At 64.7% G+C, this 16,541-nt stretch carries 16 protein-coding genes; 3 read left to right on the top strand and 13 right to left on the bottom strand.

Annotated elements, in window-relative coordinates:
* Window positions 1–91 precede the first annotated feature (91 nt).
* From pnp to ATE70_RS21665, 7 genes are all read right to left on the bottom strand, one after another.
* Window positions 92–2,407, bottom strand: a complete 2,316-nt coding sequence (pnp, locus tag ATE70_RS21695; protein ID WP_058539625.1) for a polyribonucleotide nucleotidyltransferase — start codon at window positions 2,405–2,407, stop codon at window positions 92–94.
* Window positions 2,408–2,599: 192 nt separating this feature from the next.
* On the bottom strand, window positions 2,600–2,869 hold the full coding sequence (gene rpsO / locus ATE70_RS21690) for a 30S ribosomal protein S15 (protein WP_058539624.1): 270 nt from the start codon (window positions 2,867–2,869) through the stop codon (window positions 2,600–2,602).
* Window positions 2,870–2,894: 25 nt separating this feature from the next.
* Window positions 2,895–3,788 carry a tRNA pseudouridine(55) synthase TruB gene (gene truB, locus ATE70_RS21685; RefSeq protein WP_058539623.1) on the bottom strand — a complete coding sequence of 298 codons (894 nt, stop codon included), beginning with the start codon at window positions 3,786–3,788 and terminating at the stop codon, window positions 2,895–2,897.
* A gap of 85 nt (window positions 3,789–3,873) precedes the next feature.
* On the bottom strand, window positions 3,874–4,281 hold the full coding sequence (locus tag ATE70_RS21680; protein ID WP_231732795.1) for a DUF6491 family protein: 408 nt from the start codon (window positions 4,279–4,281) through the stop codon (window positions 3,874–3,876).
* Between the two features lie 178 nt (window positions 4,282–4,459).
* Window positions 4,460–4,996 carry a GNAT family N-acetyltransferase gene (locus ATE70_RS21675; protein WP_058539622.1) on the bottom strand — a complete coding sequence of 179 codons (537 nt, stop codon included), beginning with the start codon at window positions 4,994–4,996 and terminating at the stop codon, window positions 4,460–4,462.
* Entirely contained in the window at window positions 4,989–5,591 is a 603-nt protein-coding gene (locus ATE70_RS21670; protein ID WP_058539621.1) for a thymidine kinase, read from the bottom strand. The genes ATE70_RS21675 and ATE70_RS21670 overlap by 8 nt, the downstream gene beginning before the upstream one ends.
* Before the next feature lie 60 nt (window positions 5,592–5,651).
* Window positions 5,652–6,602, bottom strand: a complete 951-nt coding sequence (locus ATE70_RS21665; RefSeq protein ID WP_058539620.1) for a bifunctional helix-turn-helix transcriptional regulator/GNAT family N-acetyltransferase — start codon at window positions 6,600–6,602, stop codon at window positions 5,652–5,654.
* 126 nt (window positions 6,603–6,728) lie between these two features.
* On the opposite strand from ATE70_RS21665, the gene ATE70_RS21660 reads away from it, so the two are divergent.
* Window positions 6,729–8,147 (top strand): WS/DGAT/MGAT family O-acyltransferase, encoded by a 1,419-nt coding sequence (locus ATE70_RS21660; protein ID WP_058539619.1) that lies wholly within the window; start codon window positions 6,729–6,731, stop codon window positions 8,145–8,147.
* 110 nt (window positions 8,148–8,257) lie between these two features.
* Here the strand turns inward: ATE70_RS21660 and rbfA are convergent, their stop codons facing one another.
* The 6 genes from rbfA to rimP are packed head-to-tail and all read right to left on the bottom strand — an operon-like array spanning window position 8,258 to window position 14,787.
* Window positions 8,258–8,665, bottom strand: a complete 408-nt coding sequence (gene rbfA, locus ATE70_RS21655; protein WP_058539618.1) for a 30S ribosome-binding factor RbfA — start codon at window positions 8,663–8,665, stop codon at window positions 8,258–8,260.
* 3 nt (window positions 8,666–8,668) lie between these two features.
* Window positions 8,669–9,220, bottom strand: a complete 552-nt coding sequence (locus ATE70_RS21650) for a DUF1697 domain-containing protein (RefSeq protein ID WP_058539617.1) — start codon at window positions 9,218–9,220, stop codon at window positions 8,669–8,671.
* Between the two features lie 36 nt (window positions 9,221–9,256).
* Window positions 9,257–11,824, bottom strand: a complete 2,568-nt coding sequence (infB, locus tag ATE70_RS21645) for a translation initiation factor IF-2 (RefSeq protein WP_058539616.1) — start codon at window positions 11,822–11,824, stop codon at window positions 9,257–9,259.
* A gap of 17 nt (window positions 11,825–11,841) precedes the next feature.
* Window positions 11,842–12,612, bottom strand: coding sequence for a DUF448 domain-containing protein (locus ATE70_RS21640; RefSeq protein WP_082639903.1), 771 nt, complete (start codon window positions 12,610–12,612; stop codon window positions 11,842–11,844).
* On the bottom strand, window positions 12,593–14,242 hold the full coding sequence (gene nusA, locus ATE70_RS21635) for a transcription termination factor NusA (protein WP_058539615.1): 1,650 nt from the start codon (window positions 14,240–14,242) through the stop codon (window positions 12,593–12,595). Before nusA ends, ATE70_RS21640 begins: the two co-directional genes overlap by 20 nt.
* On the bottom strand, window positions 14,242–14,787 hold the full coding sequence (gene rimP / locus ATE70_RS21630) for a ribosome maturation protein RimP (RefSeq protein ID WP_058539614.1): 546 nt from the start codon (window positions 14,785–14,787) through the stop codon (window positions 14,242–14,244). The genes nusA and rimP overlap by 1 nt, the downstream gene beginning before the upstream one ends.
* A gap of 357 nt (window positions 14,788–15,144) precedes the next feature.
* Here rimP and dmeF point away from each other — a divergent pair, with 357 nt between their 5' ends.
* Window positions 15,145–16,059: a CDF family Co(II)/Ni(II) efflux transporter DmeF gene (dmeF, locus tag ATE70_RS21625; RefSeq protein ID WP_058539695.1), complete on the top strand. Its 915-nt coding sequence runs from the start codon at window positions 15,145–15,147 to the stop codon at window positions 16,057–16,059.
* A gap of 259 nt (window positions 16,060–16,318) precedes the next feature.
* Entirely contained in the window at window positions 16,319–16,525 is a 207-nt protein-coding gene (locus tag ATE70_RS21620; RefSeq protein ID WP_037514749.1) for a cold-shock protein, read from the top strand.
* Window positions 16,526–16,541 lie beyond the last annotated feature (16 nt).

The following is a 16,541-nucleotide window of genomic DNA, read 5'->3' as shown; positions in this document are numbered from 1 at the left end:
GCGGAAGGGAACGGGCAAGAATCCACCCCAAAGCTACCAAGAAAAAGGGGCCGCTTTCGCGGCCCCTTCTCTTTTCCGATTAGCGGAAGGCTCAGTCCTTCAGGAAGTCGGGCACATGACCCTGATCTTCCGGACCTTCGCTGCGCTCGCGGCGCGGGCCGCGGTCGCCACGGCCTTCGCCGCCGCCGTCACGGCGCGGGCCGCGGTCACGACCGCCGCCGCCGCCACGCGGGCCGCGATCGCCACGATCACCGCCATCACGGCGCGGGCCGCGATCGCTGCGCGGTTCGCGCGGCGGGCGGGTGTCTTCCAGCTCTTCGCCGGTTTCCTGGTTGACGACGCGCATCGACAGGCGAACCTTGCCGCGCGGGTCGATCTCGAGGACCTTGACCTTGACTTCCTGGCCTTCGCTCAGGACATCGGCGACCTTCTCGACGCGCTCGTTGGCGATTTCGCTGACGTGGACCAGACCGTCCTTGCCGCCCATGAAATTCACGAACGCACCAAAATCGACGAGGTTGACGACCTTGCCGTCATAGATCTTGCCGACTTCGGCTTCTTCGACGATGCCCGAAATCCACTTGCGCGCGGCTTCGATCTGCTCGGGATCGCTCGACGAGATCTTGATCAGGCCTTCGTCGTCGATGTCGACCTTGGCGCCGGTGGTTGCGACGATCTCGCGGATCACCTTGCCGCCGGTGCCGATGATGTCGCGGATCTTCGACTTGTCGATCTGCATCGTTTCGATGCGCGGCGCATGCGCCGACAGCTCGGTGCGGGCTTCGCCCAGCGCCTTCGCCATTTCGCCGAGGATGTGCGCGCGGCCTTCCTTCGCCTGGTTCAAAGCGGCTTCGAAGATCTCGCGCGTGATGCCCGCGATCTTGATGTCCATCTGCATCGTGGTGATGCCGTTGGCGGTGCCCGCAACCTTGAAGTCCATGTCGCCGAGGTGATCTTCGTCACCAAGGATGTCCGACAGGATCGCATAATCCTTGCCTTCGAGGATCAGGCCCATCGCGATGCCCGAAACCGGACGCTTCAGCGGAACACCGGCGTCCATCATGGCCAGCGAACCACCGCAAACCGACGCCATCGACGACGAGCCGTTCGACTCGGTGATGTCGCTGGTGATGCGGATCGTGTAGGGGAACTCGTCCTTCGTCGGCAGCACCGCGTGCAGCGCACGCCATGCCAGCTTGCCATGGCCGATGTCGCGGCGGCTGGGTGCCCCGAAACGACCGACTTCGCCAACCGAATAGGGCGGGAAGTTATAGTGCAGCATGAAGTTCGAGTAGCTGAGGCCGTTGAGGCCGTCGATCATCTGCTCGCTGTCCTTGGTGCCCAAGGTGCAGGTCGCGATGGTCTGCGTCTCGCCGCGGGTGAACAGCGCCGAACCGTGCGCGCGGGGCAGGAAGTGCGTTTCGGCAAGGATGGGACGAATCTGCGTCGTCGTGCGTCCGTCGATGCGCTTGCCGTCCTTGAGGATGGCGCCGCGAACGATTTCGGCTTCGAGCTTCTTCATCAGCTTGCCGGCGGCCATCTGGTCCTGCGGCGCGGCGTCGGCGAAAGCAGCCTTGGCGGCGGCGCGGGCTTCGTTCAGCGCGTTCGAGCGGGCCGATTTGTCGGTCAGCTTGTACGCGGCGGCGATGTCCTTGCCGATCAGCTTCTTGAGCTTGTCCTTGGCAGCCGACAGGTCGGCCTGTTCGGCCATGTCCCAGGGATCCTTGGCAGCCTGTTCGGCCAGCTTCACGATCGCCTTGACGACGTCCTTGCACGCGTCGTGCGCGAACAGCACGGCGCCGAGCATGATCTCTTCCGACAGCTCATTGGCTTCGGATTCGACCATCATCACGGCGTCGTAGGTCGCGGCGACGACGAGGTCGAGGTCGCCTTCGGCAACCTGCGCGTCGGTGGGGTTCAGGATATATTCGCCATCGACATAACCGACGCGTGCGGCGCCGATCGGGCCCATGAAGGGCACGCCCGAGATGGTGAGCGCTGCCGAGGCGGCGACCATCGCAAGGATGTCGGGCTCATTGTGGCCGTCATAGCTCAGGACCTGAGCAATGACGTTGATTTCGTTGTAGAAACCTTCGGGGAACAGCGGACGGATCGGACGATCGGTCAAACGCGAAACCAAAGTTTCCTTTTCGGTCGCGCCGCGCTCGCGCTTGAAGAAGCCGCCGGGGATGCGGCCTGCGCCCGAATATTTTTCCTGATAGTGGACGGTGAGCGGGAAGAAATCCTGCCCTTCCTTGACCGTCTTGGCAGCGGTCACGGCAGCCAGCACCATCGTTTCGCCAAGCGTCGCGACAACCGCGCCGTCGGCCTGACGGGCAACCTTGCCCGTTTCGAGGGTCAGCGTTTCACCGCCCCACTCGATCGATACTTTTTTCACGTCAAACATGGAGTTTCCTTCGCCCGCCGGGCCCGATGCCGGGCGGGGCCTCTGATTCCGGGCAATCCGGCCCGGGGCGGTTTAGGGCGTCTGTCTGCCCTTATGGCGGTCCCGCCGGATGCGGGAGCGGCCCTGTGGCCCGGCACTTTGCGCGGGACCAATATGACAGCGGCCCCGGAAATCCGGGGCCGCCAGAAATTCTTACTTACGAAGACCCAGCTTCGCGATGAGAGCCGAATAGCGACCCTCGTCCTTCTTCTTCAGATAGTCGAGCAAGCTGCGACGCTTGTTGACCATCATGAGGAGGCCGCGGCGGCTGTGGTTGTCCTTGTGGTGCGCCTTGAAGTGGGCGGTCAGCGTGTTGATGCGGTCGGTCAGGATTGCGACCTGCACTTCCGGCGAACCGGTATCGCCCTTTGCACGGGCATTGTCGGTGATGACTTCGGTTTTGCGCTCGGCGGTAATCGACATAGATATTTTCCTCGAACATCCTTGTTTACAGATTGAAGCCCCGGACGACTTTCAGCGTTCCCGCCAAAGCCTCGATCAGGGCAACGGGACGCATTTCGCTGTCCCTTCCCCAATAGAGCCCGTCATCCGTGCTACCCCCGGTCCAGACACGACCCTGACGGATCGCCCCTGCCGCTTCCGGGGAAAGGTTCAGAGCCGGGATGTCGACCAGCCCTGCCTCAAGCGGCAGAAATATTTCTGATTGCGCGGCCCCTTGGCCGAATGCGTTCAATTTGTCCAGCGAAATCGCGTGTTCCAGATCGAACGGCCCCGCTTTGGTGCGGCGCAGCATCGTGACATGGCCGACGGTGCCGACGGCGTACGCGATGTCGCGCACGAGGCTGCGGATATAGGTGCCCTTGGAGACATGGGCGGTGAGGGTGGCGCTTTCGCGTGGCCCCGCCGGCGCGGGGTGCAGCTCGAGCGCATGGATCGTCACGCTGCGCGCCTTCATCTCGACCGCTTCGCCCTTGCGCGCGCGGTCATAGGCGCGCTGGCCGTCGATCTTGATCGCCGAATAGGCCGGCGGCACCTGTTCGATCGGGCCGGTGAAGCGCGGCAGCACCGCTTCGATTTCGGCGAGCGTCGGTCGCACGTCGCTCGTCGCCACCACTTCGCCCTCCGCATCAAGGCCGTCCGTTTCGGTTCCGAACTTCACGGTGAAGTCGTAAATCTTGCTCGCATCGAGCATCCGGCCGCAAAGCTTCGTCGCCTCGCCGAGCGCGATCGGCAGCACCCCCGACGCGAGCGGGTCGAGCGTGCCGCCATGGCCGACCTTGACCTTGCCCAGCCCCGCCTCGCGGCACACGCGTTTCACCGCGCCCACCGCCTGCGTCGAGCCAAGGCCGACAGGTTTGTCGAGGATGATCCAGCCGTTCATCCCGCGCCGCTAGAGCATTTTCAAGTCAGGTGAAACCTGATGGTTCGTAAAATGCGGCAGACAAGAAATCGCGGGTTGAAGACTGTCAATTTTGCGCGGCCTTTTCGGCTTCGCGCGCGGCCTTGCGCTCCTCCTTCGACGGCGGCGGCGCCGAGGTCACGAAGGACGAGAGCATGCAGCGCTCACCGCGGACGATGATCGACGCAAATTTGTCGAGCCGCCCGGCACCGCGCGTTTCGACGCCGATCGCGTGCGCGAAATCGACATCGCGGCAGAGGCCGGCGAAGCTGCCATAATACCATTCGCCGCGGCGGCCCTCGATCCAGATGCCGCGGTCGCGGTCGGCCTGCCAGTTGCGGATCGTGCTGTCGCTCGGAAAGACGATGCTCGATTCGACGCCGAGCGCGCGCGGTTCTTTTGCAGGCTCGTTGGCCGCCGCGGCCGCAGAAAGGGGAAGCAGCACGGCGGCCAGGGAGAGTGCGAGATTCTTCATGGCGAGTCGTTTAGCCAGAGCAGGCTGAACCTTGGCTGACCCTGATCCTCCCTGTGCCGAAGGCATGGGGAGGTGGCAGCGCGAAGCGCTGACGGAGGGGCTGTGGCGCAACGTCGCCGCCCCTCCACCACCGCCTACGGCGGCGGTCCCCCTCCCCATCGCTTCGCGACAGGGAGGATTATGTTTGCCACTCGCTTGCAAGTAACGACCAGAGGCCGGTATCACGCACATAGCCCGTCCAGGTGATGCGCTCCGACCGCAGCACGCCGTCCTTGGTACAGCCGAGCTTCGCGACCGCGGCCTGGCTCCGCTTGTTGCGCTCGTCGATGCGGAATTCGATGCGGCGGATGCCGACCGCAAAGGCGTGATCGAGCATCAGGCGCTTGACCCGGCCGTTGAAGCCGGTGCCGCGCGCATCGGGGTGGATGAAGCTGTTGCCAATCTCGACCGTCTGCGCCGACATATCGGGGCGCAGCCAGGCGGTCATGCCGACGAGCCTATCGCCGTCCATGATCGCATAGGGCATGCGGCCAGAGCCGCCGATCAGCGTATCGAAGCTCTTGTCGAAATGGCCGGGGCCGAAACTCGACGAATAGATTGCCCAGACATCGGCATCGGCGGCGCAGGCGGCGCGCAGGTCTTCGCGATGCGCTTCGGTCAGCTTGACGAGGCGGAGGTTGCCGTCGGCAAGGTCGACATAAAGGCGGTCAAGCATTGGCGAGCACTTCCGCGGCTTCGCGCCGTTTCGCCATGAAGTGGCGCCGGCACATCGCGACATAGCGGTCATTGCCGCCGATTTCGGTCTGCGCGCCCTCGACGACGGCGCGGCCGCTTTCGTCGACGCGCAGGTTCATCGTCGCCTTGCGCCCGCACTCGCACACCGCCTTCAGCTCGACGAGCGCGTCGGCAATGCCGAGCAGCGCCGCCGATCCGGGGAATAGCTCGGCCGAAAAATCGGTGCGCAGGCCATAGCAGAGCACCGGGATGTCCACCTCGTCGGCGAGCCGCGCAAGCTCCAGCACCTGCGCGCGCGTCAGGAACTGCGCTTCGTCGACGAGCACGCAGGCGAGCGGCCGCTCAGCGTTTTCGGCGCCCACCGCCGCCCACAGGTCGCTGTCGGGATCGAATTTATGCGCTTCGGCCATCAGCCCGATGCGGCTCGTCACTTGCCCCGCGCCGTAGCGGTCGTCGAGCGCCGCGGTCCACAGCATCGTTTCCATGCCGCGCTCGCGATAGTTGAAATCCGCCTGCAACAGCGTCGTCGATTTGCCAGCGTTCATGCTGGCGTAGTAGAAATAGAGCTTGGCCATCGGCGCCCAATAGCGCGGACATGGGCCTTGCACCAGTTGTCAGGACTTAGGGTCCAGACCCTAAAGCGCGAGCCGCCAGTGTTCGCTCTGTTCGGGCTTGCCGAATTCGTCGTGCGTCTCGACCTTTTCGATGGTGAAACCATAGTCCGCATAGATGGCGCGCGCCGATGCGAGGACCGTGTGCGTCCAGAGCACCAGTTCGGCATAGCCCGCCTCGCGCGCGAAGGCGATGCAGCGCCCGACGAGATCGCGGCCGAGACCATGGCCCCGCGCCGCGGCATCGACATAGAGCAGGCGCAGCCGCGCGACCTCGTCGGACTCCGCGACGAGGAAGACGCTGCCGAGCAGTTCACCATGGCGTTCGGCGACCCAGCATTGTTCGCGGCCGGCATGGAAATCGCGAACGAAGCGGCTCGTAATCTCGCCGATCAGCACTTCCATCGCGTCGCCCCAGCCATAGGCATTGCGATAATAGACCGCCTGTTGCGCGGTGATCAGCCCCATGTCGCCCGGCCGCCACGGACGGACCGCGGGCGGCGGCAGCGGCACACCCGCCAGCCGCGCCTCGATCCATGCCAGCCGCTCGGCCAGCCCGGCCTGCTCGCCCGGCGACAGATGCGCGAGCGTCGCCGATGTCGAAGCGGCGGTCGTGCGGTCGAGCTGGGAAAACAGCGCCTCGCCCGCCGCGGTCAGCCGGATCGGATGCTCGCGCGCGTCGGCTCCGCGCGTCCGCGCGATCCAGCCCAGTTGGGTGAAGCGGCGCAGGATGCGGCTGAGATAACCGGGGTCGACCGACAGCGTCTCGACGATCCGCTTCGAGACGACCGGCTGCCCCGTGGCGATTTCATAGAGGATGCGCGCCTCGATCAGCGAAAGCTCGCTGCCCATATAGCCAGGACCAAGAACCCCGGCAAAGCGCGTGTAGAAGCGGTTGAAGCGGCGCAGCGCGTCCGTGGCGGCATGGGGCGCCGGCGCGTGATCGTCCGGCAGGTGGAGGTTGACCGATGGCATGGTGATACGATGCGTCAATTATTTGACTTTGTCAACTAACTAGCCCGGGCCCACGCGCTTGACACACCCACACCCCCTGTCATGCTGCGCATCAAAGATGCAGCATAAACAGTGGGGAGAGCTGCCATGCGGCTGATGCCGGTGACCGACGCGATGTTTTTGGTCGCGGAAACGCGCGAGACGCCGATGCATGTCGGCGGCGTCAATCTCTATACATTGCCCGACAAGGTCGACGAGACCGAGTGGCTGAACGAGCAGCTCGCGATGCTGCGACAGTCCGAGGGGCTGCGGCGACCATTCAGTGAGGTGTTGAAGCTCACGCCGCTCGGTCAGTACGGCCCGATCCGGCTCGAACCCGACCGCGACATCGACATGCATTACCATGTGCGCAGCGCCGCCTTGCCCAAGCCGGGGCGCTATCGCGAAATGTTCGAGCTCGTTTCGCGCCTTCACGGGACCTTGCTCGACCGGACGCGACCGATGTGGGAGATCACGCTGATCTCGGGCCTGCCCGACCGGCAGATCGCGACCTATTTCAAGATCCACCATGCGCTGATGGACGGCGCGTCGTCGATGCACTTCACCAACGCGATGCTGAGCGCCGATGCGAAGGAAAAGCGTAGCTACTCGCCGATGTCGGTCGAAGCCTATGAAGCGTATAAGCGCAAATTCCCGGCGCCGAAGAAAGCGCCGACGCCGAGCATCACCGACATCAAGGCCATCGGCGGCTTCCTGAAGGAGCAATGGGGCAACAGCGTCGGGGTGACCAAGGCACTGAACCAATATGCCGCCGCGATGTTCGGGCTCGGCGGCAGCGACCTTGCGACGCCGTGGGGCGGGTTGCCGCGCACCAGCTTCAACCGCAACATCACCGGCGCGCGGCGTTTCGTCGCGCAAAGCTGGTCGCTCGAACGCGTGCGCGCGATGGGCAAGGCATATGACGGGACGATCAACGACGCGGTGCTCGCCATGTGTTCGGGCGCGATGCGCAAATATCTGCAATCGTTGAACGAGCTGCCCGACAAGCCGCTGAAAGCCATGGCGCCGGTGTCGATCCGCGCCAAGGACGATATCGATTCGGGCAATTCGGTCGCGGCGGTGACCGCGAACCTCGCGACGCATATCGACGATCCCGCGACGCGCATGGCGACGATCCAGGCGTCGATGAACGCCGCGAAGGCGCAGCTTCGCGAAATGACCGCGCAGCAGATCCAAATCTATACTGCGATCACGCAAATGCCGCAGATGCTGACCGCGCTGACGCGCACCGCCGACAAGTTCCCGGCGTACAGCGTCACCATCTCGAACGTCCCCGGCCCGCGCGAGCAGCTTTACTGGAACGGCGCGCGGCTCGACGGCATGTATCCCGCGAGCATCCCGGTCGACGGCATGGCGATGAACATCACGCAGGTGTCGAACAACAAGAATATCGATTTCGGCATCACCGCGTGCCGCCGCAGCGTTCCGCACGTCCAGCGGCTGATCGACTATCTGGAGGATGCGCTGGTCGAGCTGGAGAAGGCGGCGGGGATCAAGGGGAAGTAGCCTTAGCCGAACCCCAGCTCCGTCATCCCGGCGAAGGCCGGGATCTCATGGTGACGTCATAACGAGAGGTCGAGATCCCGGCCTTCGCCGGGATGACGATAGTTTTCAGATCAGTCTTGGGCTTCGCCCTCGCCGCTCGCCAAATCCCTCGCCACCTTCGGGTCGCGCAGCAATTTGTCGATATGGCTCGCCTCATCGAAGCTTTCGTCGCTCAAGAATTTGAGCTTCGCGGCATATTTCATGCTCATCTTTTCGGCGACGCTCTTTTGCAGCCAGGCGGTGTTGGTGCGCAGCGCCTTCAGCACCGCTTCCTCATTCTTGCCGAGCAAGGGTTTCACGAACACCGTTGCGTGGCGCAGGTCGGGCGACATGCGGACCTCGGTGATGCTCACCGGATGCTTGGCCAAGAGCTCGTCATGCGCGTCGCCGCGTGCGAGGATTTCGGAGAGGAGGTGGCGCACCTGTTCGCCGACGCGCAGCACGCGGACCGAGGGGCCTTTTTCTTTTTCGGTTTTCATCGCCTAACCCTTTGCCTCTTCGTCCAGTTTCGCGATGATCCGCGCGATCGAGCGCATGTTGCGCGCGGTGCCCTTGTGTCCCAGCCGCCGCTCGATCAGCCGCGCGTGCAACTTGCTGTCGGCGGCTCCGTCGCCAAAGTCGATATAGAGCGCCCGGTCGCCGAGCGCGAGGCGCTCGTTCGGCCGGACGCGGTGGTCGGTCGCCAGCGCATCGAACTGCTCCGCGGTGGGCTGACCGTCGAGGAACATCGTATGGACGATGCGATCCTCGTTCGTGCCCGCGAACGGATTGTCGGCGATCGCCGCGGCGAGTTCGTCGCGATCGCGCACCAGCGCCGCGCTCGTCATGTCGAAACGCTCGTCGACCATGATCGACAATTTCTCTTCGAGCCCGCGCGTCGGCCGCGCGTCATGGTCGAACAGCACATTGCCGCTCGCCACGACGGTTTCGACGTTGCTGAAACCCTCGGCCTCGAACGCCGAACGCAGGTCGGCCATCGTCAGCCGGTTGCCACCGACGTTGATGCTGCCGAACAATGCCACATAGCGAGCCATGCCGGCACCTCCTGACCCGCGCGGAGCGGACGCCCGTTAGAGCGTCCGTTCGCGCAGTTCGACTTCGAAGACTTCGAGGTGGTCGCCCGCCTTGATGTCGTTGGTATCCGCCAGCACGACACCGCATTCGAGACCCGCGCGCACTTCGGCGACATCGTCCTTGAAGCGGCGGAGCGACGAGATGGTCGTTGCCGACACGATGACGTCGTCGCGCGTAAGGCGTGCGTGCAGCCCCTTGCGGATTGAGCCTTCGAGCACGAGCAGACCCGCAGCCTTGTCGCGCTTGCCCGCGGGGAACACGTCCTTGACCTCGGCGCGGCCGACGACGGTTTCGATCCGTTCGGGACCCAGCTCGCCCGCCATTTCCTTCCTGATCTCATCGGTCAGGTGATAGATGACGTCATGATACATGAAGCGCACTTTTTCGCGCTTCGCGATATCGCGCGCCTTGGCGTTCGGACGGACGTTGAAGCCGATGATCGGCGCCTTGGTCGCCGCCGCCAGCGTCACGTCGCTCTCGGTGATCGCGCCGGCGCCCGACTGGAGCACGCGGACGCGGATCTCGTCGGTCGACAGCTTGTTCAATGCATTGACGATCGCCTCGACCGACCCCTGCACATCGCCCTTGATGATCACCGGGAACTGGATGACGTTCGCCTTGTCGGCGAGCGCCTCGAACATGCCTTCGAGGCTGACCGGTGCCTGGACGGTGCGCTTGCGCGTCGCCTGTTCCTGACGATAGGTCGCGACTTCGCGGGCGCGCGCTTCATTCTCGACGACGGTGAGCGTATCGCCCGCCATCGGGACGCCGCCCAGACCGAGCACTTCGACCGGCATCGACGGGGTCGCCGATTTGATCTGCTTGCCCTGGTCGTCGATCAGCGCGCGAACACGGCCGCTTTCGGCGCCGCAGACGAAGATGTCGCCGACCTTGAGCGTACCGCGGCGGACGAGGATCGTCGCGACGGGGCCGCGGCCCTTGTCGAGCTTCGCCTCGACAACGGTGCCTTCGGCGGCGCGGTCGGGGTTGGCTTTGAGCTCCATGATTTCGGCCTGCACCGCGATCGCGTCGAGCAATTTGTCGAGGCCGGTCTTCTTCAGCGCCGACACTTCGACATTCTGCACGTCGCCGCCCATTTCCTCGACCACCAGCTCATGCTCGAGCAGGCGTTCGCGGACGCGCTGCGGATTGGCGCCTTCCTTGTCGACCTTGTTGATCGCGACGATGATCGGCACGTTCGCCGCCTTCGCATGATTGATCGCCTCGATCGACTGCGGCTTGAGGCCGTCGTCGGCGGCGACCACCAAGATGACGATGTCGGTGACATTGGCACCGCGCTGACGCATCTCGGTAAAGGCTTCGTGGCCCGGCGTATCGAGGAAGGTGACGAGCGACCCGTCGGGGGTCTTCACCTGATAGGCGCCGATATGCTGGGTGATGCCGCCGGCTTCGCCCGCCTGCACATTCGCACCGCGCAGCGCGTCGAGCAGCGACGTCTTGCCGTGGTCGACGTGACCCATGATCGTGACGACCGGAGCGCGCGGCTTCAGATGTTCGGCATCGTCGACATCTTCATCGTGACGGATGTCGATGTCGCCTTCGCTGACGCGGATGATCTCGTGCCCGAACTCGGTGACGAGCAGTTCGGCGGTGTCCTGATCGATCGTGTCGGTGCTCGCCGACGGGACGCCCATCTTGAACAGCGCCTTGACCAGATCGCTGGTCTTTTCGGCCATGCGGTTGGCGAGATCCTGAACCGTGATGCTTTCGGGCACGGTGACTTCGCGGATCTGCTTCTCACGCGGACCCGACGAGGCGGTGTGCGAACGCTTTTCCTTTTCGCGGGCGCGCTTCAGCGCCGCGAGGCTGCGCGCGCGCGCACCTTCGTCTTCGTTCAGCGCCCGCGTGACGGTAAGCTTGCCCGACTGGCGGCGGCTGTCGCCGCCACGGGTTGCCTTCGGCTCGGGACGCTTGGGTTCGGGGCGCTGCGGAGCCGCGACCGGGGTAAAGCGGCGCGGTGCGGGCGCAGCGCTGGTCGTCGCGCGCGGTGCGGGTGTCGGCGCGGCCTCGCTCTGCGGCGCTGCGGCAGCGACGGGCGCTTCGGCGGCGGGAGCGGCAGCGGGCGCTTCGGCAGCGGGCGCGGCAGGAGCCGGCTCGACGGCCTTCGCCGTTGCCTGTTCGACCTTGGCTTCGGCGCGCGCCTTCTCTTCCTCGGCGGCGCGCGCACGCGCGGCTTCGTCGCGGCGGCGATTATCTTCTTGCGCCGACATGCGCGCTTCTTCGGCCTCGCGCAGCAGCTGCGCCTGGCGTTCCTGACGCGACATCAGGCTGTCATTCTCGCTGACGCGGGGCGCGGCCGGCTTCGGAGCGGGCGCGGGTGCCGGAGCGGGAGTCGGTGCGGGCGCCGGAGCGGCCTCGACCTCTTCGGCCTCGACCGGGGCGGCTTCGCCCGGACGACCGAGCACGCGGCGACGCTTCACCTCGACCACCACCGTGTTGCGGCGCCCGTGGCTGAATTGTTGCTGCACCTGTCCGGCCTCGACCGTCCGCTTCAGCCCCAGGGGCTTGCGGGTAAGGGTCGGTTTGTCCTGTTCGTCACTCATCGAAAACCATCATTCCTTCAAAACGCGTCCGAAGCGGCGCTGCTGGTCGGCAACGCCCCAATATTTTCCTCGCCAGAAGCCGGCGCGGCGTGCGGGTCGGAATCGCGGTTGGTCGCGTCCCTACTCCATCCTGTGAAAAACTGCCAGCGGCTCAAATGCGCCAGCACCCGGTCCGCGGCGCGGGCGTCGGTCAACGCCAGATGCACCGCATTCTCGCGGCCTAATGCCATAGATAGGGTGCCGCGGTCCACCGGCAAGACCCGGCCCTCGCGGCCCGAGCCTTCATCGTCCTCGCCGACGCGCCACGCCTGCGCCAATTTCTTGCGCCCGTCCTCGCCCGCATCGCTGGCGTGGAGCAGCAAGCGAACCTGACCCTTGCGCGCCGCGGTTTCGATCTTTTCATTTCCGCTGAGCAGGGTGCCCGAGCGCGATTCCAGCCCCAGCCGGTCGAGCGTCGCGCGTTGAAGCTGCGCCTCGATGCGCGCGCCAAGGTCGTCGGGGATCGTGAAATTGCCGTCCTGCAGCGCGCGCGCCAGCCCGCCCTTCAGCTTGCCCTTGGCCTGTGCGGCTTCGAGCGTCGCGCGATCGACGCCGATCCACGCGCCGCGCCCCGGCGCCTTGCCGAGGACGTCGGGCGCAATCGTGCCGTCGGGCCCGAGCGCAAGGCGCACGAGCCGTTCGGCCGGCGAAACCTTGCCGGTGATGACGCAGCGCCGTTCAGGCACATGCTGGCCGCGCCGACCAGCGCGGTCTGGTTCGCTCAGCTGATCATTGTGCGGGGTCCGCATCGGCGGCCTCCCCGTTTTGCGGCTCCGCCGCGGGCCCAGCTTCCGGTGCGTCGGCTTCCGGCTCGTCGTCGAACCAGTGCGCGCGCGCCGCCATGATGATTTCGTTGCCCTGCTCTTCGCTCAGGCCATATTCGCCCAGCACGCCGCCCTTGTCCTCGGCGCGTTCGCTGCGCGGCGGGCCGCGGCGGTTGTCGGTGCGCTTCTTGGCGATCAGTTCGTCGGTCGCGAGATCGGCGAGGTCGTCGAGCGTCTTGATCCCGGCCTTGCCTAGCACGACAAGCATTGCTTCGGTCAGGTGCGGGATCTCGGCCAGATCGTCCTCGACGCCGAGCGCGCGGCGTTCCTGACGCGAGGCTTCTTCGCGGCGCTCGAGGCCTTCGGTCGCGCGGCTTTGCAGTTCCTGCGCCAGTTCCTCGTCGAAGCCTTCGATGCTCGCGAGTTCGTCGATGCCCACATAAGCGACTTCTTCGAGTTCGCCGAAGCCTTCGGCGACGAGCAGCTGCGCGAGCGTTTCGTCGACGTCAAGCTCTTCCTGGAACATCGTCGAGCGTTCGACGAATTCGCGCTGGCGCTTCTCGCTCGCGTCGGCCTCGGTCATGATGTCGATCTGGCTGCCGGTGAGCTGGCTGGCGAGACGGACATTCTGGCCGCGGCGACCGATGGCGAGCGACAGCTGGTCGTCGGGAACGACGACTTCGATGCGGCTGTCATCCTCGTCGATCACGACGCGCTGGACCGTTGCGGGCTGGAGCGCGTTGACGACGAAGGTCGCCGTGTCTTCGGACCAGGGGATGATGTCGATCTTTTCGCCCTGCATTTCCTGGACGACCGCCTGCACGCGGCTGCCCTTCATGCCGACGCACGCGCCGACGGGGTCGATCGAGCCGTCATAGCTGATCACGCCGATCTTGGCGCGCGAGCCCGGGTCGCGCGCGGCGGCCTTGATCTCGATGATGCCGTCGTAGATTTCGGGGACTTCCTGCGCGAACAGCTTCTTCATGAAGTCGGGGTGCGCGCGGCTGAGGAAAATCTGCGGGCCGCGCGTTTCGCTGCGCACCGACAGGATCAGCGCGCGAACGCGGTCACCGACGCGCATCAGTTCGCGCGGGATCTGCTGGTCGCGGCGGATCACGCCTTCGGCGCGGCCGAGGTTGACGACGATGTGGCCGAATTCGACCGACTTCACGACGCCGGTGATGATCTCACCGCCGCGATCCTTGAATTCCTGATACTGGCGCTCGCGATCGGCTTCGCGGACCTTCTGGAAGATCACCTGCTTGGCCGACTGGGCGTCGATGCGGCCGAGATCGACTGCGGGCAGCGGGTCGACGATGAAGTCGCCGATCTTGGCGTCCTTCTGCAGCTTCTGGCCGGCGGCGAGGTCGACCTGCTTGAAATAATCCTCGACCTGTTCGACGACTTCGACGACGCGCCACAGGCGCAGGTCGCCGGTCTGCGGGTCGAGCTTCGCACGAATGTCGTTCTCGGCGCCGTAGCGGGCGCGCGCGGCGCGCTGGATCGCTTCTTCAATGGCTTCGATGACGATGCCCTTGTCGATCATCTTCTCGCTGGCGACGCTGTTGGCAATCGCGAGGAGTTCGGCCTTGTTGGCGGAAATGGCAGTGGCCATCAGTCCTGTCCTTCTTCTTCCATTTCGTCGGCGCCCTCGATCGAGAGCGGGACGGTTGCGGCAATCAATTTGTCGGTGAGAACGAGCTTCGCCGTGTCGATCGCGTCGAACGGCAGCTTGTGCTCCACACCCTCTTTATCCGAAATCGTAACGACATCGCCGTCGATGCCGATCAGCTCGCCGTTGAAGCGCTGACGTCCGTCGCGCTTTTCCTTCAGCGCGATCTTCGCCTCGTGCCCCGCCCAGTCGGCGAAGTCGGCAGGGCGCGTCAGCGGGCGGTCGATGCCCGGCGACGACACTTCGAGCCGGTACGCCTGCTCGATCGGGTCCTTGCCCGCTTCCTCGAGCGCGTCGAGCTGCGCCGAAATGCGGCGCGACAGGTCGGCGCAATCCTCGATCGTCAACTGGCGCGTATCGGGGCGCTCGGCCATGATCTGCAAGGTCGGATCGCTCTCGCCGCCAAAGAAAGCGACGCGCACGAGCGCAAGGCCCATCGCCTCGGCTTCGGGCGCGATGATCGCATTGAGGACGTTGAGATCGGCCAATGAAATTTCCCGTTTCGGATGACCGGAAAGCATGTGGGTATAGCCGCCGCGGCCCGCGGCCCCGACGTCCCAACTGGCTAACCATGTCAAGAAGTACGGCGCATATAGGCTTTGGCGGATGAGTCGGCAAGGGGGAATGCGGGATGGGGCAAGCGACCGGAAGTAGACCTTACTCTTTATCGTCACCCCGGACTTGATCCGGGGTCCCGCTTGAGGCCAAGGCTGCCCGATGCAGCAAAAAAGCGGGATCCCGGGTCAAGCCCGGGATGACGAAAAATGGGGGTACATGACCACCCCATGATGGGCCGCACCTTTCCCATCGCTTGCCATTCTTCGCTTTTGGGATAGGGAATGGCCATGTCGTTCGATAGCGAAACCGAGGCGCTGGCCCACGACCATGTCTTCCTCGGCAAGCGGCACGACGAGAATGCGCGGCGTACCTTGTGGGTCGTCGCACTCACCGCGGTGATGATGGTCGGCGAGATCGCCGCGGGGCTTGCCTTCAACTCGATGGCGCTGCTCGCCGATGGCTTCCATATGGCGACGCATGCAGGCGCGCTCGGGATCGCGGCGATCGCCTATGCCTATGCGAAGCGCCACGCCCATGGGCGCCGTTACAGCTTCGGCACGGGCAAGGTCGGCGACCTCGCCGGTTTCGCCTCGGCGCTCGTGCTCGGCATCGTTGCGCTCGGCATCGCGTTCGAATCGGCGATGCGCCTTGTCGATCCGAGCCCCGTCGCCTTTACCGAGGCGACGATCATCGCGGTGATCGGGCTGGGGGTGAATATCGTGAGCGCACTGCTGCTTGGCCATGGGCACGATCATGACCATGATCACGCGCACGACCATCATCATGGCCATGCGCACGAGCGCGACAACAATCTCCGCTCGGCCTATCTGCACGTTATCGCCGACGCGTTGACCTCGGTACTCGCGATCGCCGCCTTGCTCGGCGGGCGCTATCTGGGCTGGGTGTGGCTCGACCCGTTGATGGGGATCGTCGGATCGGTCGTGATCGCGGTGTGGGCCTGGTCGCTGATGCGCGACACCGGCGCGGTGCTGCTCGACGCGACCGACGCCGCGATCGAGGCCGAGATCCGCGAACTTGTCGAAGGCCCGGGCGACGCGAAGATCACCGACCTCCACGTCTGGCGCGTCGGCCCGGGCGCGCATTCGGCAATCATCAGCGTCGTCGGCGCAACGCGCGAGACCATTTGCGCGCGGGTCAAACCCGTCCACGAGATCGAACATCTGACGGTCGAGATTCGCTGAGCTTCGCCGGATGCGGCTTGCCGAATTCATGTCCCGCCGCAGGGTCAATTCTTGTGGAATATTTTTACAGCGAACCGATGAAATCACAGGAAATTGCCAAAAACCTTGACTTTTCGGTAAAATAATTTCAATGTAATTTGGCTAACGTCGCCTGCGACGGAAATTTGATGCCTAGCGGCGGATACTTCCCTTCACGCGCTACCAGCTCCTCCGGTGCTTTTGCCGGTTGATTCCCTGTTTTCGTGAAAGGAAACATCCCATGCCCATCGGCACCGTAAAATTCTTCAACAGCGACAAAGGCTATGGTTTCATTGCCAATGAAGATGGCTCGGGCGACAGCTTCGTCCACATCAGCGCCGTCGAGCGCGCCGGAATGGCGACGCTGAACAAGGAACAGCGCGTTTCTTACGAGCTGGAAACCGACCAGCGCGGCAAGACCTCGGCTGTCAATCTTCAGCCTGCATGAATGACATCCGGCCCGG

The sequence above is a fragment of the Sphingopyxis sp. H053 genome (genome assembly GCF_001468225.1).
Lineage (GTDB): Bacteria > Pseudomonadota > Alphaproteobacteria > Sphingomonadales > Sphingomonadaceae > Sphingopyxis.
Note: the sequence above shows the minus strand (reverse complement) of the source record. Positions and strands in the feature narration are given on the sequence as shown.